The organism is Micromonospora sp. CB01531, from assembly GCF_001905095.1.
GTDB lineage: Bacteria > Actinomycetota > Actinomycetes > Mycobacteriales > Micromonosporaceae > Micromonospora.
On sequence record NZ_LWLS01000103.1, the window covers coordinates 1 to 20194 of the forward strand.

A 20194-nucleotide genomic window follows, 5' to 3' on the forward strand; every position below is an offset into this window, starting at 1 on the left:
CCACCGGGCCACCCCCGGCCACCGGACAGCCAGGCCGGAACCGGACACACCACGCCCAACCAGACCCCAACCAGACAGCCCATCCCGCACAGGCCGGGACCGAACGGGCGTCGACGGACCTCCGGGGCGAACAGCCGACCTTCTGGCGCTCTGAGGGGCCACTTTCCCCGAAAGTGTCGCCTCGTGGTCGCGCAGGGGCACGGTGATCGACTTCATGTGCGGTATGTGGCGGGTGTCGTAGGTGATGGATACCGCCGTTTGCGGCATCTGGAGTGGATCAACGCAGAGCGCCAGCCACTTGGCCGGGGGTCGTGGTGCGGGTGGTGTCCGTATTGCGGGTGGCGGCACGCGCACGGTCAACCCTCACCCACCGTCACATCCCGTGGCGGACCAGACCATCCGCACCCCGCTCTGCTCTGCAGCCACATACGCAACACCACAGAACGTGAGCTGCGTATCCGGCTGCAGAGCAAAGCGAGGACGGGGACAGACCTCGCCGGTGAGCGCAGGCAAGACGGCGTCCTCGGATGCTGGGCCGACTGTCGATGCCGGCCCGCTGGTACAGGCACGGCACTCAGTGGAATAGGGCGGATCTCGGTCGGGATGTGGCCGGACACGTCGGTCACCGTGGATGCCGGTTGGTGGCGTGCCATCATGTCGGGTCATGGAGATCTGGCACAACCCGTCCTGCTCGAAGTGCGCCACCGCCCGGGCGACCCTCGACGAGGCGCGGGTGCCCTACCGGCTGCGGGCGTACCTGGCGGAGCCGCCGAGCGCGGGGGAGTTGACCGAGGTGCTGCGCAGGCTGGACGCCCGGGCGTGGGACATCTGCCGCACCGGCGAGCCGGCCGCGGCGGCCCTCGGCATGGCCGACTGGCCCCGCGACGACGACGCCGAGCCGCGCTGGATCGCCGCGATGGTCGCGCACCCGGAGCTGATCCAGCGCCCGATCCTGCTGCTCGAGGACGGCAGCGCACTGGTCGGTCGTACCCCGGAGGCGCTGGACGAAGCGGTGCGCCGCGCGGACCAGTGAGCCGGCGGGTCAGTCAGGGGGATGGCCGCGTCGCCTGCGCGTGCCGCTCGCGCAGTCGGTCCCGGATCTCCTCTGGGGTGTACGCCCGGCGCCGTCGTTCCGCCCGGGCCACGACCACGCCGGTCGCCGCGACGCCGGCGAGGCCGGCCAGTCCGAGTAGCTTCCACCACCGTATCCGTTGCCGCATCGGCCTAGGGTAGTCCGTTATGAGCATTAGCCTCGATGAGGCGGTGGAGCTGACCCGGACCGGGGACGTGTGGGTGTTCCGCGGGCGCAGCGTGCCGGACCGCGCCATCCAGTTCACCACCAACAGCCCGGTCAACCACGTGGGCATGGCGGTGGTCCTGGACGACCTGCCGCCGCTGATGTGGCACGCCGAGCTGGGCCGTTCGCTGCCGGACCGGTGGACCGGCACCCACCAGCGCGGCGTGCAGCTGCACGACCTGCGGGACGCGGTCTGCGTCTGGGCCAACCGGTACGGTCAGCGGGCCTGGCTGCGCCAGCTCGAACCGCCGGCCGACACCGCGATGGAGGAGGCGGTGCTGCGCACCGTGGCGCGTCTCGACGGCACTCCGTTCCCGTCCACCGCCCAGCTCGCCTGGCGGTGGGCGCGGGGTCGGGTGCCCGACCTGCGCTTTCGCCGGCCGTCCATTCTGGAGGGTGGGGGTGTGCCGGTGCGCGACCGGGCGCTGGAGACCGCGTACTGCGCCGAGGTGGTGGCGGTGACCTACGAGGCGATGGGGCTGCTGCCCGCCGGTCGCCGGCCCAACTGGTACGACCCGGGTCGGTTCTGGAGCGGCGACGACCTCGATCTCACCGGAGGCGCGCAGCTCGGCGCCGAGATCGAGGTACGCATCCCGCCGCGCTGACCAGGTTTGCCGGAGCCGCCGCGCGGTAATGGAGAGCCCCCGTGACGGCTTCCACGCATCTCGCCGCGTTGACCGACTTCTTCGACCGGTACGGCGTGGCGCTGACCACCGGCGACCTGGCCGCCATCGCCGGCTGCTACGCGCTGCCCGGGTTGGTGGTCGCCGACACGTACAGCTTCTCGTTCACCTCCCCGGCCTCGGTGGCCCTCAGCTTCGTCGGCGCGGCCGCCGACTACCGGGAGCGGGAACTGGTCGCGGCCAATGCCGAGATTGAGGACGTGCAGCAGGTCTCCGCGCTGCTGACCGAGGTGGCGGTGCGGTGGGAGTTCCTGGACAGCCGGGGGCGGGCGGTGCCCGGTGAGCGCTACCGCTACCTGCTGCGGGCCACCGACGGCGGGCCGGCCATCTGCACCGTCATCCGTACCGCCTGACGCCGCGCCGGCGGGGTGCCGCCCGTGGCTTAGCCGCCGACGCGCCGCTGGTCCACGATGCCGACCACTGGACCGACGGCCCGCCGCCGCGGTTGCCGGCAGCGGGCCAGCCTCGGGGCGCCGCCGGTGGCGCGTCGCCGCGTGATGCGGCTCGGTGAGGCGGTCTATGATGGACGGCTGGCGGAACCTCGACGTAGGACCGGGCCGAGCCGACTGGTCTTCCAGCAATGGGTCCGGACCGCCTGGCCGACATGCGGTGTGGTCCGGTGCGTACGCCTCGTGGTGGCGGGCCGATCGCCGGGCGGTGGTCATCCGTTCTTCGCGTCCCGGTGGCCCGGACGGGCGAAACCTGGCGGCCCGCTGCCACCCGCCGCTCATGGCTGGTTACGCTGGCGTTCGGCTTCGGCGAGGGGGGACGTGATGAACGCCGGACGTGGCCAATCGTCCGACGGGCCGTCGGCGCCCAGGCTGCTCATGTCGGTGCCGTGGATTGTGGTGCTGCTCGGCGTCGGCCTGCTCACCACCCTGCTCGTGATCGCCCTGCTCGCGGCGCGGGGTCCGGAGCGCCGGGTGGTCCCGACGGCCGCTGCGCCGCCGATCTACCTGCCGACGCACGGCGTGGAGAGCCCCTCCGCCGCACCGGACGACCCGGCCGCGCCGCTGGTCACCGCCGAACCCACCGCCGGGCCGACGGCGTCGCCCAGCCCGTCGCGGCCGGCCGGCCCGACCCGGCCCGTCAGCCCGTCGCGGGCCGCGCCGGAGCTGGCCGCGCCCGCGCCGCTCGTGGCCGATGGCGGGGTCACCGCCCGGTACGAGGCCACCGGCAGCGACCGGCGGGGGTTCTCCGCCCGGCTGATTGTCGCGAACGGGTCCGGTGTGGGTCAGGACTGGACGGTGAAGCTGTCCTTCGCCGGCAACGTGAAGAGCGTCCAGGCCTCGTCCGCCTCCGGGGTCTCGGCCAGTTCCCGCGGCGGCGGGGTGTTCGTCCTGGCCGGCACCGGGGCGCTGGAGCCGGGGCAGAGCGTCACCGTGCGACTGGAGTTCAACCGGACGGGCACGGGTGACCGGCCGGAACGGTGCACGGTCAACGGCGCGGACTGCACCATCGGCTGAACCGGTCGTCCGTGGCCAGGGCGACGGGCCGGGCACTGTTGCGCCGGCTGCTGAGCCCGCTCGCCACGGCACCGTCGATCCTGGCCGGTCCTACGCCCGGCACGCTGATCGTGGGAACGGGCACGTTTCGCAAGACGGCTGCTTTGTTGCGACTTGGTTTGCAAGGTATTGCAGAACGTTTCGGCAAGGGCTAGCGTGCGGGCGAATCAGCGACCAGAGAAAGGCCGTCGATGAAACCCCCGCCGATATCCCCCAAGGCGCTGCTCGCCCTGGTGTCCTCCCTCGTGCTCACGCTCGTCGGCGTGCCGGTCGCCGTTCACCAGCTGAGCGCCGACGGCAGCGACCGCGCTGCCGTCCCCGACGTCCTCGCCGCCGCCAACGCCCCACAGTGGAGCCAGGAACCGTCCGCCGAAACGCTGCTCAAGGCCGGCAGCAACAGCGCCCGGGCCGAACAGTTCTACTTCGTCCTGCCGGACCGCTTCGCCAACGGGGACAAGCGCAACGACACCGGCGGGCTGACCGGCGACCGGCTCACCACCGGCCTGGACCCGAAGGACAAGGGCTTCTACCACGGCGGCGATCTCAAGGGGCTCATCGACAAGCTGGACTACATCCAGGGCCTGGGCACCACGGCCATCTGGCTGGCCCCGATCTTCAAGAACCGGCCCGTGCAGGGCACCGGTGCGGACGTCTCCGCCGGCTACCACGGCTACTGGATCACCGACTTCACCCAGGTCGACCCGCACTTCGGCACGAACGAGGAGCTGACGAGGCTGGTCGATCTCGCCCACCGGCGGGGCATCCAGGTCTACCTCGACATCATCGTCAACCACACTGCGGACGTCATCAGGTACGCCGAGAACAGGTACGGCTACGTCGACAAGCAGACCGCGCCGTACCGGGACGCGCAGGGGCGGGCCTTCGAGGACCGCAACTACGCCGACGGCACCCGGGACTTCCCGCAGGTCAACGAGAAGTCCTTCCCGTACACCCCGACCTTCGCCAGCGCGGCCGACGCGAAGGTCAAGGTTCCGGCGTGGCTGAACGACCCCACCATGTACCACAACCGGGGTGACTCCACCTTCGCCGGCGAGAACAGCGAGTACGGCGACTTCTTCGGCCTCGACGACCTCTGGACCGAGCGGCCCGAGGTGGTGCGGGGGATGACGGACATCTACGCGCAGTGGATCACCCGCGCCGGCGTTGACGGCTTCCGCCTCGACACGGTCAAGCACAGCAACCTCGACTTCTGGCCGCAGTTCAGCCGCGGCATCCAGCGGGCCGCGGAGAAGGCCGGCAAGGCGGAATTCTTCATGTTCGGCGAGGTCTACAGCGCCGACCAGGAGATCGAGTCGACGTACGTGCGCCAGGGCGGCCTGCCGGCCACCCTGGACTTCTCCTTCCAGGAGGCCGCGCGCGGCTACACCGCCGCCGGCGGCTCGGCCAAGGCGCTCGCCGACCTGTACACCCGGGACGACCTCTACGCCGCCCGGGACACCGACGCCAACCGGCTGACCACCTTCCTCGGCAACCACGACATGGGCCGGATCGGTTCCTTCATCGCCGCCGCGGGCGGGGACGACGCCAGCCAGCTGCGCCGCGACCAGCTCGCCCACCAGCTGATGTTCCTCACCCGCGGCCAGCCCGTCGTCTACTCCGGCGACGAGCAGGGCTTCACCGGCCCCGGCGGGGACAAGGACGCCCGGCACGACATGTTCGCCAGCCAGGTGCCGGACTACCTCGACGACGACCTGATCGGCACCACCCGTACCCACGCCGGCGACCAGTACGACACGGGCCACCCGCTGTACCGGACCATCGCCGAACTGGGCCGGCTGCGGCAGGCCCACCCGGCGCTGCGCGACGGCATCCAGGTCACCCGGTACGCGGCCGACGGCCCCGGCGCCTTCGCCTTCTCCCGGATCCTGCCCACCGACCGCACCGAGTACGTCGTCGCGGTGAACAACGCCGCGAGCGCGCAGACTGTCACCGTGGACACCTGGTCGGCCGGTGCCACCTTCACCGGCGTCTACGGCGGTGCCGCCACTGCGACGGCCGGCGCCGACGGCAAGCTGAGTGTCACCGTGCCGGCCATGTCCGCCGTGGTGCTCCGGGCCGACCGGGCGATCCCGCTGGCCGGGGCAGCCCCGGCGGTCACCGTCACCGAGCCCGGCGACGCCCCGGTCGCCACCCGGGCCGCCGTCACCGCACAGGTCACCGGCGACCCCCTCGCGACCGTCACCTTCGCCGCCCGGGTGCCCGGCGGCAAGTGGACCCTGCTGGGCAGCGCGCACAAGGCGCCGTACACCGTCCACCACGACCTGACCGGCCTGCCGGGAGGCACGAAGGTCGAGTACAAGGCCGTGGTCCGCGACGGCAAGGGCCGCGTCGCCAGCACCCGGTCCACCGGCGTCGTCGGCACTCCCGCGCAGAGCGCGTCGCGGGACTGGGCGGTGGTGCACTACCAGCGCCCGGCCGGCGGATACGCCGACTGGGGCCTGTACACCTGGGGCGACATCGACCCGGCGTACCAGACCGAGTGGCCCAAGGGGCAGCCGTTCGCCGGTGAGGACTCCTTCGGCCGGTTCGCCTGGGTCAAGCTGAAGCCGGGCGCCAGGTCGGTCGGCTTCCTCGTGGTCGACAAGAACGGGACCAAGGACGTCGAACAGGACCGCAGCATCGACGTGACGCAGACCGGCGAGATCTGGGTCAAGCAGGGTGATCCGACGGTGTACCCGACCCGGCAGGCCGCCACCGGCGAGCCCGACCCGCCGATCGACCAGGGCACCGCGGTCATCCACTGGCGCAAGGCGGACGGCAACTACGACGGTTGGGGCCTGCACCTCTGGGACGGCGCGGCTACCCCGACCGACTGGGGCAACCCGCTGAAGCCGGAGAAGATCGACTCCTTCGGCGCGATCTTCCGGGTGCCGCTGGCCGCCGGGGCCACCGGGTTGAGCTACATCGTGCACAAGGGCGACGAGAAGGACCAGCCCGAGGACCAGCGGCTCGACTTCACCACCGCCGGGCGCGAGGTCTGGCTGCTGGCCGGCATCAAGGGCCGGCTGCTCCCGTCGACCGCCACGGGCGTCGCTCAGGACCTAGACATCACCAAGCAGAAGGCGCAGTGGATCGACCGGTCCACCGTCGCCTGGCAGACCGGGCCCACCGACGGCAAGCGGTACGCCCTGGTCGCCGCCCCGGCCGGTGGGCTGAGCATCAGCGACGGCGAGCTGGCCGGCACGTACACCACGCTGCCGTTGCGGGCGGAGCGCAACGGGCTCACCGAGGCCCAGCGCGCGGCCTGGCCGCATCTGTGGTCCTACCGCACCTTCAGCCTGGACCGGGCCGACCTGGCCAAGGTGCCGGCGGCGCTGCGCGGGCAGCTCGTGGTGACCGAGCGGGACGCCGAGGGCAAGCTGCTCGGCGCCACCGGGGTGCAGATCCCGGGCGCGCTCGACGATGTCTACCGGCCCGCCACGCAGGCGAAGCTCGGCCCGACGTTCACCGGCAAGGTGCCCACCCTGGCCGTCTGGGCGCCCACCGCGCGCACCGTCGCGTTGCAGCTATTCGACTCGCCGACGGCCGAGCCGAAGACGGTGTCGATGAGCCGCGACGACCGCACCGGCGTCTGGTCGGTGCGCGGGACGAAGGACTGGACCGGGAAGTACTACCGCTACCGGGTGGAGGCCTGGCAGCCGGCGGCGCAGAAGCTGGTCACGGCGTCGGTGACCGACCCCTACTCGGTGGCCCTCGCGCCGGACTCGACCCACAGCCTGCTCGTCGATCTGGCCGATCCGGCGCTGGCCCCGGCCGGCTGGGCGACGCTGGGCAAGCCGGCCGCGGTCCCGTCGGCGAAGGCGCAGATCCAGGAGGTGTCGGTCCGCGACTTCTCCATCGCCGACACCACCGTGCCGGCCGAGCGGCGAGGCACCTACCTCGCCTTCACCGACCCGAAGACCGCCGGCATGAAGCACCTCGCCGGGCTCGCCGAGGCCGGGGTGAACTACCTGCACCTGCTGCCGGCGTTCGACTTCGCCACCATCCCCGAGAAGCGGGCCGACCAGCGGCAGCCCGGCTGCGACCTGGCGGCGCTGCCGCCGGACTCGGACGAGCAGCAGAAGTGCGTGTCGGCCGTCGCCGACTCCGACGGCTACAACTGGGGGTACGACCCGCTGCACTACACGGTTCCGGAGGGCGGCTACGCCGTCGACCCAGCCGGGGCACAGCGGACCACCGAGTTCCGGCAGATGGTCGCCGGGATCAACCGGGCCGGCCTGCGGGTGGTGATGGACGTCGTCTACAACCACACCTCGGCCGCCGGTACCGACCCGAAGTCGGTGCTCGACCAGGTGGTGCCGGGCTACTACCAGCGGTTGCTGGAGGACGGGACGGTCGCGAACTCGACCTGCTGCGCCAACACCGCCCCGGAGCACGCCATGATGGGCAAGCTGGTGGTGGACTCCCTGGTCACCTGGGCCCGGCAGTACAAGGTGGACGGTTTCCGGTTCGACCTGATGGGTCACCACCCGAAGGCGAACATTCTGGCCGTGCGCGCCGCGCTGGACCAGCTCACGCTGGCCAGGGACGGCGTGGAGGGGAAGAAGATCCTGCTGTACGGCGAGGGCTGGAACTTCGGCGAGGTCGCCAACGACGCCCGGTTCGTGCAGGCCACCCAGGCCAACATGGCGGGCACCGGGATCGGCACCTTCAACGACCGGCTCCGGGACGGGGTACGCGGCGGCGGCCCGTTCGACGGCAACCCGCGGATCCAGGGCTTCGCCTCCGGCCTCTGGTCCGACCCGAACGGTGACGACGTCAACGGCTCGGCGGCGGAACAGCGGGCCCGGCTGCTGCACCAGCATGACCTGATCAAGGTGGGCCTGACCGGCAACCTGCGCGGCTACCGGTTCACCGACTCGTCCGGACGGCAGGTCACCGGCGCCCAGGTCGACTACAACGGCTCACCGGCCGGCTACACCGCTGCGCCGGGTGAGGCGGTCACGTACGTCGACGCGCACGACAACGAGATCCTGTACGACGCGCTGGCGTACAAGCTGCCGCAGGGGACCTCGGCCACGGACCGGGCCCGGATGCAGGTGCTCGCCCTGAGCACCGTGGTGATGGGGCAGGGGACGGGCTTCGTGACGGCCGGCTCGGAGCGGCTGCGCTCCAAGTCGCTGGACCGCAACTCGTACAACTCCGGTGACTGGTTCAACCAGATCCGGTGGGACTGCGCCCAGGGCAACGGGTTCGGCGCGGGCCTCCCGCCGGCGGCGGACAACCGGGACAAGTGGCCGTACGCCAAGCCATTGCTGGCCGACCCGAAGCTGGTGCCGGACTGCGCGGCGATCGACCTGGCCGACGCCCGGTACGCCGAGCTGCTCCGGATCCGCCGGTCGTCGCCGGTGTTCGGGCTGACCACCGCCGACCAGGTGCAGCAGCGGATCGCCTTCCCGCTCTCCGGCACCCGGGAGGCCCCGGGGGTGCTCACCATGACCCTGGACGCTCGCGGCCTGGGCGGCGCGTGGAAGTCCGTCACCGTGGTCTTCAACGCCACGCCGGCGGCGGCGACGCAGACGGTGACCGGCCTGCGCGGGGCGGACGTGGCGCTGCACCCGGTGCTGCGTACCTCGGCCGACCCGGTGCTCCGCACGGCCTCGTTCGACCGGACGACCGGCACGTTCACCGTGCCGGCGCGGAGCGTGGCGGTCTTCGTGCAGAGCTGACCCGACGGATCCGGCCCCCTGCCACCGAGGTGGCAGGGGGCCGGATCGCTGTGTGGGATAGGTTTCGCCGGCCGCCGGTCAGTTGAAGCAGTCCTTGACGGTGCCGCCGCAGTTGGTGGGGTCGTTGTTGGTGATGGTGGTCTTTTCGTCGAGCTTGACCTTGCCGTTGTTGTTGAAGACGCCGCCGGCGACGCGGTGGGTCTTGGCGGAGTCGGTGGCGGTGTTCTTGGTGATGCGGGTCTTGGTCAGGGTGACCTTGCCCTCGTTGTTGAAGATGCCGCCGCCGTTGAGGGCGGTGTTGCCCTTGATCTCGGTGTCCCGGACGGTGAGGGTGGCGTTGTCTTCCTTGTTCTTGTCCTTGTCGGACTCCTCCTGGAAGCCTTCCTTGATCTCGACGTCGGGGTCGCCGTTGAAGATGCCGCCGCCGAAGCGTCCGGCGGAGTTGTCGAGGATGGCGCTGTCGGCGATGGTGGCCGTGGCCTCCTGCTCCTTCTCTTCCTTCTGCTCCTTCTGGTCCTTCTGCTCGCCGTACGGGGCTTCCTTCTTCTTCTTTTCCCCGCCGGTGTTGTAGACGCCGCCGCCGTCCTTGTCGGCGTGGTTCTTCTCGATGAGGACCTTCTGCAGGTCGAGGTCGGTGTTGCGGGCGTAGATGCCGCCGCCGTTCTCGCAGGCGGTGTTGTTCTTGATGCTCGTCAGGGTGATCTTGACGAACCCGCCGGAGCTGAACAGGCCACCGCCGTTCTTGCCGGCCCGGTTGTTGTGGATCTCGGTCTTGCTGGGTTCCTTGCCCTGGAAGCGGCCGATGATCTCCACCGTGCCGGCCTCGTCGCGGCCCTTGACCCAGTAGTCCTTGTCCTTGTCCTTGTCCTTGTCCTTGTCCTTGTCCTTGCCCTCGCCGTTGGCGATGCCGCCGCCGTTCTCGCCGGCGGTGTTGTTGTTGATGCGGGAGTCCCTGATCTTGAGGACGCCGACGTTGAAGATGCCGCCGCCGTTCTTCTGGGCGTGGTTGTTCTCGACCTCGCTTTCGTCGAGGTCGACCCGGCCGAAGTTGGCGATGGCGCCGCCGTTGCCCTCGGCGTTGTTGCGGGTCAGCTCCACCTTCTCCAGGTGCGCGCTACCGCCCCGCTCGACCAGGATGGCGCCACCATCGGCCTCGCCCTCCTTCTTTTCCTGCCCCGGGATCGACGGCGCCGCCTGCGAATCCGATCCGCCCGGCGAGCCTGATCCCGGCGTCATCGGCGCGGCACCGTACTTGAACTCGGCGGCGTTGCCGTCCTTGACGGTGAGGTCCTTGAGGGTCAGTTCGCCGCCGTCGGCGACCCGGAACAGCCGGAAGGCGTCCTCGGACCTCCGCTTGATGGTGGCGTCGTTGCCCTTGATGGTGATGTCCTGCCGGATCGTGGGCAGGGCCGTGCCGGACTTCTTGTCGGCGAAGGACAACTCGTAGACGCAGTCCTTGGCCAGCTTCAACGTGCCACCGTGATCCCGGTTGGCCAGGTCGATGGCCTCGACCAGCTTCTCGTTACGGCAGGGCACCTCCCGCACCCGCCGCCCGTGCTCGTCCCGCTCCTCACCGCGCTCGCCCCGCTGCTTGCCGTCCCGGCCGTTCTCGTCCGCCCGGTTCTGCTCCTCGTGGGCTTCCTTCTCGCCACCCTTGCCGGCGTCGCTCGCGTTCTGCGGCGCGGCCGCGTGGTTCTCCGCGACGCGCTGCGCGTCGTCGGACTTGTCGTCACGAGCGGCGAGGCCACCCAGCGCCGCCAGCCCGACGACGCCGGTCAGCCCGGCCACGCCGGTGGCGACCCAGATCGCCCGCCGCCTGCTCGTGGGCGGGGTCGATGGGGCCCCGCCGTCGGAAGTCGTTACGTCGTTGGACATCAGAGCCTTCCGCCCTTTCGGTTACACAAAGGGGTCGCACCGCCCCCTGGCAGGGCGACCAGCTACAAACCGGTTGTAGCCTCTGATCCACACCGTATGAGAAGGATCCTCACGAGGCGGACGTATCTGAAAAAACCCCACATTCGCCTCATGGCAGGCGGGGGACACCGTTCGGCATGTGCCGGTGACGAGGGTGCCGAGCAGCGCAAACAGCGGCGGGCCCCACCACCGGCGGCACAACGACGGAAACGTCGCAGCCGCCGGCGGTGGGGCCCGCCGTCAGGGTCGTCCGGCCGGGATCAGCCCGGCAGGCGCGGACCGGCCTCGCGCTGCTCGGCCAGCCACGTCTCCACCTCGTCCGAGCGGCGCGGCAGCCCGGCCGAGAGGTTCACCGCGCCGTCGGCGGTGACCAGGATGTCGTCCTCGATCCGCACGCCGATGCCGCGCAGCTCCTCGGGGACCAGTTCGTCCTCCGGCTGGAAGTACAGCCCCGGCTCGACGGTGAGCACGTAGCCCTCGCCGAGCGCGCCGTCCCGGTAGCTCTCCTTCCGGGCGTTTGCGCAGTCGTGGACGTCGATGCCGAGCATATGGCTGGTGCCGTGCAGGGTCCAGCGGCGGTAGACCGTCGAGGACGGGTCCATCGCCTCGTCCACGCTCACCGGCAGCAGGCCGAGGTCCTTCAGCGCCTCGGCCAGGACCCGCATGGCGGTCAGGTGCACGTCCCGGAACGCCACGCCCGGCTTGATCACCTCGATGCCGGCCTGCTGGGCGGCGTAGACCGCGTCGTAGACCTGGCGCTGGAGCGGGGTGAACCGGCCGTTGACCGGCAGCACCCGGGTCACGTCCGCGGTGTAGAGGTTGCGGTTCTCCACGCCCATGTCCATCAGCAGCAGCTCGCCCGGCCGGGTGGCGCCGTGGTTGTGCACCCAGTGCAGGATCGTGGCGTGCTCGCCGGCGCCGACGATCGAGCCGTACCCGACGTCGTTGCCGTCGTGCCGGGCGCGCAGCGCGAAGATGCCCTCCAGCAGCCGCTCCGAGGCACCCCGGTCGGCCGGCAGCGCCCGGGCCACGTCCTCGAAGCCGCGCACGGTGGCGTCGCACGCCTCCTGCAGCTGCGCGATCTCCCACTCGTCCTTGACCAGCTTCAGCTCCGAGATGGCGATCGCCAGCTCCCGGTCGCGGCCCGGCTGCCCCTCGACCCGGGCCCCGTCGTACGGCCGCACCGCCGCGTCCACCCGGGTGTCGAAGCCGCGCAGCACCCGGGTACGCCCCGGCGCCAGGTCGGCCAGGGCCGCGTCCAGCTCGGTCAGGTCGGCGGTGGGCAGGCCCAGCTCGGTCGACCTCTCGTGCAGCGTGGGCCGACGGCCCACCCAGAGCTCGCCGTTGCGGCTGCGGAAGAACTCGTCGGTCGCCCGCGACGACCGGGGCCGCATGTACAGGGTGGCGTCGCCGTTCGGGCGCAGCACCAGCACGCTGTCCGGTTCGAGGTCGCCGGTCAGGTACGCGAAGTCGCTGCCCGCCCGGAACGGGTGGTCGGTGTCGTTGGCGCGTACCTTCTCGTTGCCGGTGGGGATGACCAGCGTCTCGCCGGGGAAGGCCGCGGCGAGCGCGGCCCTCCGCTTGGCGTAGTTGGGCACCTCGGGGCGGGGGCCGACCGGTAGTTCGCTGTCCCGCCAGCCCTGCCGCATGAACGCCAGGAACGCCTCCGGGAAGTCCGGGTCGTGTGATTCGGTGCCGTCCGCCGGCTTACCCTGCTGGGCCCGCTCCTCGGCCATGATCCGCCTCCTCCGCCTCGTCGCTGGTCCAGACGGTACCGCGCGCACGGGAGCGGGGAGAGCCTGCGGTGCCGGGACGGCCGCTCCGGGCGCGTGGAAAGATGGCCATCATGTGCGGACTCCTGGCCTTCTTCAGCGCGCGCGGTGACGCCGCCGCCCACCGCGACCACATCGCAAGCGCACTGGAGTGCCTGCACCACCGCGGCCCGGACGAGACCGGGGTCGAGGTGGTGGGCGACGCCTCCGGCCGCTACGCGGACGGTGTGTTCGCGCACAAGCGCCTGGCGATCATCGACGTGGCCCTGAGCCACGAGCCGCTGCCGTACGCGAACGGTCGTTACCTGCTCACCTTCAACGGTGAGATCTACAACTACATCGAGCTGCGGGACGAGCTGATCCGGGACTTCGGCGCCCAGTTCGCCACCAACGGCGACGGTGAGGTGATCGTCGCCGGCTACCACTACTGGGGCGAGCAGGTGCTCACGAAGTTGCGCGGCATGTTCGCCTTCGTGATCTGGGACCGGCAGGAGCGGCGGGCATTCGGCGCCCGGGACTACTTCGGCATCAAGCCGCTGCACTACCTGGAGACCCAGGACGGGCTCTACCTCGCCTCCGAGAAGAAGGCGCTGCTGCCGTTCGCGCAGTCGGCGTACCAGGGCGACGCCGGGATCGACACGGCCAACCTGAGCCACTACCTGACCCTGCAGTACGTGCCGGAGCCGGGCACCCTGCACAAGGGGATCAGCCGGATCGGGTCGGGGGAGTACCTGACCTGGACGCCGGGCGGCCGGATCGAGGTGCGCCGGTGGTACCGGCCGGTGTTCCGGCCGGCTCCGGTGGCCGACGAGCAGAAGCTCTACCACGAGATCCGGGAGACGCTGCGGGAGAGCGTCCGGATGCACATGCGCTCGGACGTGCCGGTCGGCTCCTTCCTCTCCAGCGGCATCGACTCCACCGCGGTGGTCGCCCTGGCCCGGGAGTTCAACCCGAACATCCTCACCTTCACCGTCGGGTACGACGTGCCCGGCTACTCCGAGATCGACGTCGCCCAGGACTCGGCCCGGCACCTCGACGTGACTACCATCCCGACCAAGATCGGGCCGCAGGACATGATGGAGGCGCTGCCCAGGATCGTCTGGCACCTGGACGACCCGGTGGCCGACCCGGCGCTGGTGCCGCTCTACTTCGTGGCAAAGAAGGCCGCCGAGCACGTCACCGTGGTGCTCTCCGGCGAGGGCGCGGACGAGTTCTTCGGCGGGTACACCATCTACCGCGAGCCGCTGTCGCTCAGCACGGTGAACGGCCTGCCGGGCGGGGTGCAGAAGGGCCTGCGGGCGGTGTCGAAGGCGATCCCGCAGGGCGTCAAGGGCAAGAGCTTCCTGGAGCGCGGCACCACCCCGATCGAGCATCGCTACTACGGCAACGCCCGGATGTTCACCGAGGAGGAGAAGCAGCACCTGCTGCGTCGCTACGACCCCTCGGTCCGCTACACCGACGTCACCGCGCCGATCTACGCCGAGTGCACCGAGCTGGACGACGTCACCAAGATGCAGTACGTCGACCTCTACACCTGGCTGCGCGGGGACATCCTGGTCAAGGCCGACCGGATCTCGATGGCGCACTCGCTGGAGGTGCGGGTGCCCTTCCTGGACCGGGAGGTGTTCAACGTGGCGGCCGGCATCCCGGTCGACCTGAAGCTCCCGCCCCGCTCCGAGGCCACCAAGTACGCCATGCGCCAGGCGCTGCAGGGTGTCGTCCCGCCGGCCATCGTCAACCGCAAGAAGCTCGGCTTCCCGACCCCGACCCGGGTCTGGCTGCGCGGCGAGATGTACGAGTGGGCACGGCACGTGCTGGCCACCTCCGGCGCCGGCGACCTGATCGACCTGTCGTACGCGATGCGGCTGCTGGATGAGCACAAGCGGGAGGAAGCGGACCACTCCCGCAAGGTGTGGACCGTGCTGATCTTCTGCATCTGGCACGCCATCTTCGTGGCCAAGACCCTCGACCCGGGCATCCAGCGCAACCAGTCGGCCCTGCTCACCAAGCCCGTCGTCGGCAGCATGGTCCGCTGATCCAGTTGGGAAGGAAGGGCCCCCGGGGAAAACCGGGGGCCCTTCCTCACTGCGCGGTTCGGGTCACCGGCCGGTGCAGGTGACGGTGGGCAGGGTGTTGGTGCCGGCGGTGTTGGCGGTGAAGCCGAACGTGGTGGTGCCCTCCGGCGCGATGGTGCCGTTGTAGGGGGCGTTGGTGACCGTCACCGCCGCCCCGCTCGTGTTCAGGGTGCCGTTCCACAACTGGGTGATGGCCTGACCGTTGGCCCAGGTCCAGTTCGCCGTCCAGCCGCCGTACGTCCGGGAGCTGTGGTTCATGATCATGACCTCGCCCTGGAAGCCGCCCGGCCAGGCGTTGACCACCCGGTAGACCGCCATGCAGTCGCCGCCCGGTGGCATGGTCGGGCTGGTGGTGGGCGTCGGTGACGGGCCGGTCGGTGTCGGCGTCGGCGTGGTGGGGGTGGGTGACGGCGTGCCGCCCGAACCGATCCCGGTCACCTCGCCGTTGCCGCCGTCGAAGGTCACGTCGGAGCAGCCGAAGAAGTTCTCCTGGCTGTCCGAGCGGACCCAGCGGGAGTAGATGATGTGCCGGCCACTCTTGTTCGCCGGCAGGGTGCCGGTGAAGTAGTAGTGCCCGTCGTTGGTGCCCACCGAGCCCCGCTGCGGTGGGTTGGTGACCGTCAGGAACGGCTCCTCCAGGTCGCTCCAGGCCAGCGGCCGGGTCGGGCTCCAACTGTCCCTGGTCACATAGAAGTAGAAGGTGCCCGGGTGGTGGGCCCAGTTGCTGTAGCGGAACTCCGTCGTCCGTCCGGCGGTCAGGTGGGTGATCGGCCAGTCGTTGCGCGCCTGGTCGTAACCGCTGAAGTTGGGGTTGCCACCGCTGCATAGCCTGCCGTCGGGGATGAATCCGACGGTCCGGCCGCCAGCGTCGGAGCGCAGCACGCTGAACCAGTTGTAGAGCGAGTTCGCCCCGTTCTCGGCGATCGCGGCCCCGCAGGCGGGGTTGTTGGGCCTGATCTCACCGGTCTGGGTGAGGCCGTCCTTCCAGCACAGGTAGGCCCGGCCGCCCGGGGTCATCGCCGCGCCGTGCGCGGCGGCCGGGTCGGAACCGGTGGCCAGGGCGAAGGCGCCCAGGGCCAGGGTGGCGGCCGCGGTGAGCAGCGCGGCCGTACGGGATCGGTGCACGGGTTCTCCTGACTCGCGGGGCGGGACCGCACCGGTCCGCCCCGCTGCGACGAGCGGATGTGACGATCGCGGTGCCACGCCCGGCGGTCGGAGTGCGGCCGGGGCCGTCGGGAGGCGTACACCGCTTGCGGTCCGTGCCACGGACCGGTGTGCCCTCGCGTCGGCTCGACCCGGCGGCCGGCGGCGCGGCAGCCCCCGCGCCACTCCGGCAGGCGCAATCCCATCACGTCCGGGTACCGCAGGCAATAGTCGAATCTCGATGCGATCGGTCGCCGCCGGTACGGTCTCGGTGTCGTCCCCGCGCGCCGCGCCCGGGCGATGCGCCAGGATCGGGGTACGACGGTTTGGAAGGAGCCAGGATGGGCTACGCGGTGGTGCTCGGCGAGGCGCTGGTCGACCTGCTCGAGACCAGGTACGACGGCGAACCCGGCTACCGGCAGGCGATCGGCGGCGGGCCGCTCAACGTGGCCGTGGCAGTGGCCCGGCTCGGCGGTGACGTCGAATTCGTCGGGTCGTTCGGCGACGACGCGCTCGCGGAGCGGATCCGCATCTTCCTGGACGCGGCCGGCGTCGGGCTGGCCGGGGCGGTCACCGTACCGGCGCCGACGGCGTTGGCGGTGGCCACCTACGCCGGCCCGGAACCGGACTTCCGCTTCTACGGGGAGCCCCGCTCGTACGCCCTGCTCACCCCCGACGACCTGGACGTGGCCCTGGTCGAGGGCGCCGACGTGCTCTACTGCGGCTCGATCGTGCTGCTCCACCCGCCGGTGCTGGCCGCCGCCCGGCGGGCCTGGGCGATCGCCGGGGCGCTGCGGGTGTTCGACCCGAACGTCCGTCCCCGGCTGCTGGACGGTCACGGCGCGCTGGACGCTCTGCGCGAGGTGGTCGCCGAGTTCGCCGCGAGCGCACACCTGGTAAAGCTGAGCAGCGCCGACGCCGCCCTGCTCTACCCGCACGAGCCGGTGGAGGGGGTCGTCGCGTACCTGCGGGAGTTGGGCGCGGCCACCGTGGTGGTCACCCTGGGCGCGGACGGTGCCCTGCTCGCTGCCGGCGACGACGTGGTGCGCATCCCCGCCCCGAAGGTCCAGGCGGTGGACGCGACCGGTGCCGGGGACTCGGTGATGGGTGCACTCATCGCCGAGTTGCTCGCCGCCGGCGAGCCGGTGGACCCGGTCGGCTGGCAGGATCGGGTCGCCTTCGCCCTGCGCGTCGCCGGGCTGGTCTGCGAGTCTCCCGGTGGCGCCGTCGCCATGCCCGCCCGCGAGGCCGTGCTCGCCCGCTTCTCCGCCTGACGGTCGGGGTCAGCGGGCGCGGGCGAGGGTGTGCACGGCGAGCAGGGAGAGCGCGGCGGTGACGGCCAGGACGGCGGCCATCGGTGTCGCGCTGCCCTCGCCGCCCAGCCCCACCAGCGGCGCGGCGAGCGCACCCACCACCGACTGGATGCCGCCCAGCAGCGCGGCGGCGGTGCCGGCGTGCCGGGCGTGCGCGTCCAGCGCCAGCGCCGTGCTGTTCGGCGTCACCATGCCCAGCGAGCCGGCGAAGATCAGCAGGGGCACCGCGACCAGGGCCAGGCTGCCGGCGAGTGCCCCGGTCAGCACGCCGACGGCGGCGACCGCGCTGACCAGCAGGGTGGTGACCAGCAGCCGGCGCGGGTCGTACCGGTCGAGCAGCCGGGCGTTGACCTGGCCGGTGGTGACCAGGGCGAGCGCGTTCAGCCCGAAGACGAGGCTGAACGCGGTCCCCGACACGCCGAAGACGTCCTGGAACACGAACGACGACCCGGAGATGTACGCGAAGAGCCCGGCGAAGGCGAGGCCCTGGGTCAGCGCGTATCCCAGGTAGACCCGGTCGGCGGCCAGCGACCGCATGGTCCGGGCGGTGGCGGCCAGGCCGCCGGTGCTGCGCCGGTCGGCGGGCAGGGTCTCCGGCAGTCGCAGCGCGACCGCGACGGCGAGCAGCAGCCCGATCGCCGCCAGCGTGAGGAAGACCGCGCGCCAGGACCCGTAGCGCAGGACCAGGCTGACCAACTTGATTAGGAATCGTCGGTGATCCTAGGTTAACGGCGTGGACTGTGGCGTTTCGCCTTTGGGCTGGTTTGGGGGAGATTCCGGTGACGTGGGCCGGTCGTGATCGCGGGTTCTCCTGGATCGATGTCGAGGCGATGCGCCGGTGAGCGGGAAGCTGCCGCTGGCCGAGGGCGAGACCTCCCACACCGCTTGCGCCCGTGCTTTGCTCCGATCAGGCGTGGACGAGGAGAGCGGTGAGGTTCTGTCGCAGGCCGTGCTTGCGCAACGGATCGGCTGGTGTGCCGATCTGGTGGCGGGCATGGTCTCCGGCCTGTTGGCTGAGCACTGGAACACCGCGGATGTGGACGTGTTGGCCTCCGGACACGACGCGGATGGTCGGAAACTTCCGTCGAACGCGTGGATGGCGCTGCGGCGTCTGGGCTGGACCGCCACCACGGCCGAGGGTGTGAGGGTCAATGACCGGATCGTGCGCATGGCGCAGGAGCAGGCGGGGCGTGTTCTTCGCTCGGCGTCGTGGCGTGCTGGCCTGAGCGCTGGGGTGCTGGCGACGTGGCCGGCCGATCCGCGTAAACGCACCCCGCAGGAGTGGGAGCAGGTACGCAAGGCGGTTCCGGGCGGGGAGCATGTGCCGTCGAGCGTCATCAAGTCCCGCACGCGGCAGGCTGCCGGCTTCCTTGCCGCGCACGGCCGTCTGCCGGTGGATGTGTTCGAGCTTGAAGGCGTCCCAAGGGTCCCGCGGATGTTGCTGCTGGCCGCGTGTGACCGGCAGCAGGCCACGATCGAACGCAGCGACACCGCCGCGGGCAGGGTGTTGCTGCGCTTGCAGCTTCCCTCACGTCCGGATCCGCGAGCCTATGCAGATTGGACGTGGGTGGCCTGTCCGATCGTCCTGCCGCCCACGGTTCCCGCCTCGGCGGTGCTGCACCTGCCCACCCTCCGGGTCACCGGCCGGCAGGTGCGCGCCGATGTGGCATACAGCCAGGCCGTTCCGAAGGCCCGGCGTACCGGTCACTCGGTGGCGCTGGGTGTGGACTGGGGGCTGAACACCCTGTTATCCGCTGGAGCCCTGCGACTGCACGAGGACGGCCGGATCACCGCGTTGGGAGCGGGTGGCCAGTTCCGGGCCGGCGGGGTCCTCGCGAAACAGCACCGCCTACGGCGCCTGTCAGAACGGTTGCACGCCAAAGCTGACCACTACCAGCGGCTCGCCGGCGTCGACTCAAGGCATCAACTCTTCGGCAAGCACGAGGTGCTGCGCGACGAGATCCGCCACGTCTGCGCCCGCCGCCGGAACCTGAACGTCGCGCTCGCGTGGGCCGCCGCCCGCTGGGCCGTGGACCAGGCCATCGCCTCCCGGGCGACCGTCGTCTACGTCGAAGACCTGCGGTCGTTGGAAGCCCGGGGCATGGGCGCCACCCTGAACACGCGGCTGTCGCAGCAGGTGCGCGGGCAGATCGTCGACCGGATGCGGCACCTCGCCGCCGAGGCGGGTATCGCCGTGGTCACCACGCCTGCCCGCAACACCTCCAGGCACTGCCCCCAGTGCTTGACCCCGCTGCAGCATCGCAAGGCCCCCGACAAGCCCACGATGGCGGGTTGGAAGTGGGCCATCTGCCCCCACCAGTCCTGCCGGTGGCAAGGCGACCGCGACCAAGGTGCCTGGCGGCGCATCGCCGCCCGCGGCCTCACCCACCAGGCCAAGACCGCCATCGACAAGACCAGCGGGCACATGGTCATCCGCGCCGTGGTCGACAAACTCGAAGTCTCCGCGGTCATCACGAAGACCCGCCGGTGGGACCGGTCGAAGACCGGCCCCACCCGGCACAAGCCACCACGCCCCGCGCCCAGGCGACGCAGGGCACCCTCCCCCACCCGACCTCACGGCCGGGCGGGCAAGCGTCCGGAGGGACACGCACCAACGGACCGGAAGCTGCCCCGCGCAGCCCACCGGCACCAGGACGTGAACACGATCAGCACACCCACCACCGGCCACCAGCCACGCGGAGCCGCCCTGGGCGCAGGATTCCACTTCCACGCCCACGCCTCCCCACCACGGTGGGAAACGATCCCGGAAACTCAATCCGACTCAGGATCACTAAGCTGATT

General features: G+C 71.1%; 13 protein-coding genes and 1 pseudogene. 9 read left to right on the plus strand and 5 right to left on the minus strand.

Going from position 1 to position 20194, the window contains the following annotated elements:
* Positions 1-664: 664 nt before the first annotated feature.
* Positions 665-1033, plus strand: coding sequence for an ArsC/Spx/MgsR family protein (locus tag A6A27_RS31215; RefSeq protein ID WP_073838234.1), 369 nt, complete (start codon positions 665-667; stop codon positions 1031-1033).
* Positions 1034-1046: 13 nt separating this feature from the next.
* Here the strand turns inward: A6A27_RS31215 and A6A27_RS45300 are convergent, their stop codons facing one another.
* Positions 1047-1220: a hypothetical protein gene (locus A6A27_RS45300; RefSeq protein WP_198940523.1), complete on the minus strand. Its 174-nt coding sequence runs from the start codon at positions 1218-1220 to the stop codon at positions 1047-1049.
* Positions 1221-1239: 19 nt separating this feature from the next.
* Here A6A27_RS45300 and A6A27_RS31220 point away from each other — a divergent pair, with 19 nt between their 5' ends.
* The 5 genes from A6A27_RS31220 to pulA all read left to right on the plus strand — a co-directional run bounded on the left by A6A27_RS31220 (position 1240) and on the right by pulA (position 9175).
* Entirely contained in the window at positions 1240-1902 is a 663-nt protein-coding gene (locus tag A6A27_RS31220; protein WP_073838235.1) for a hypothetical protein, read from the plus strand.
* Between the two features lie 41 nt (positions 1903-1943).
* Positions 1944-2333 carry a hypothetical protein gene (locus A6A27_RS31225; protein ID WP_073838236.1) on the plus strand — a complete coding sequence of 130 codons (390 nt, stop codon included), beginning with the start codon at positions 1944-1946 and terminating at the stop codon, positions 2331-2333.
* A gap of 420 nt (positions 2334-2753) precedes the next feature.
* Positions 2754-3446 (plus strand): cellulose binding domain-containing protein, encoded by a 693-nt coding sequence (locus A6A27_RS31230; RefSeq protein WP_073838237.1) that lies wholly within the window; start codon positions 2754-2756, stop codon positions 3444-3446.
* A gap of 11 nt (positions 3447-3457) precedes the next feature.
* Positions 3458-3640, plus strand: a complete 183-nt coding sequence (locus A6A27_RS43620; RefSeq protein ID WP_143194266.1) for a hypothetical protein — start codon at positions 3458-3460, stop codon at positions 3638-3640.
* A 36-nt stretch (positions 3641-3676) separates the two neighbouring features.
* Positions 3677-9175, plus strand: coding sequence for a pullulanase-type alpha-1,6-glucosidase (pulA, locus tag A6A27_RS31235; RefSeq protein ID WP_073838238.1), 5499 nt, complete (start codon positions 3677-3679; stop codon positions 9173-9175).
* Positions 9176-9253: 78 nt separating this feature from the next.
* Here pulA and A6A27_RS31240 read toward each other — a convergent pair whose 3' ends face one another.
* On the minus strand, positions 9254-11050 hold the full coding sequence (locus A6A27_RS31240; protein WP_073838239.1) for a hypothetical protein: 1797 nt from the start codon (positions 11048-11050) through the stop codon (positions 9254-9256).
* Positions 11051-11349: 299 nt separating this feature from the next.
* Entirely contained in the window at positions 11350-12825 is a 1476-nt protein-coding gene (locus A6A27_RS31245; protein WP_073838240.1) for an aminopeptidase P family protein, read from the minus strand.
* Positions 12826-12935: 110 nt separating this feature from the next.
* On the opposite strand from A6A27_RS31245, the gene asnB reads away from it, so the two are divergent.
* Entirely contained in the window at positions 12936-14897 is a 1962-nt protein-coding gene (gene asnB, locus A6A27_RS31250) for an asparagine synthase (glutamine-hydrolyzing) (protein WP_073838273.1), read from the plus strand.
* A 63-nt stretch (positions 14898-14960) separates the two neighbouring features.
* Here the strand turns inward: asnB and A6A27_RS31255 are convergent, their stop codons facing one another.
* Positions 14961-16061 carry a lytic polysaccharide monooxygenase auxiliary activity family 9 protein gene (locus A6A27_RS31255; protein ID WP_073838241.1) on the minus strand — a complete coding sequence of 367 codons (1101 nt, stop codon included), beginning with the start codon at positions 16059-16061 and terminating at the stop codon, positions 14961-14963.
* A gap of 359 nt (positions 16062-16420) precedes the next feature.
* Between A6A27_RS31255 and A6A27_RS31260 the strand changes: the two genes are divergently transcribed.
* Complete coding sequence (locus A6A27_RS31260; RefSeq protein WP_073838242.1) at positions 16421-17353, plus strand: carbohydrate kinase family protein; 933 nt, start codon at positions 16421-16423, stop codon at positions 17351-17353.
* A 9-nt stretch (positions 17354-17362) separates the two neighbouring features.
* Here A6A27_RS31260 and A6A27_RS31265 read toward each other — a convergent pair.
* A pseudogene (locus tag A6A27_RS31265) lies at positions 17363-18082 on the minus strand (MFS transporter); the annotation flags it as partial.
* 148 nt (positions 18083-18230) lie between these two features.
* Here A6A27_RS31265 and A6A27_RS31270 point away from each other — a divergent pair.
* Complete coding sequence (locus A6A27_RS31270) at positions 18231-20192, plus strand: zinc ribbon domain-containing protein (RefSeq protein WP_073838243.1); 1962 nt, start codon at positions 18231-18233, stop codon at positions 20190-20192.
* The last annotated feature ends 2 nt before the right edge of the window (positions 20193-20194 follow it).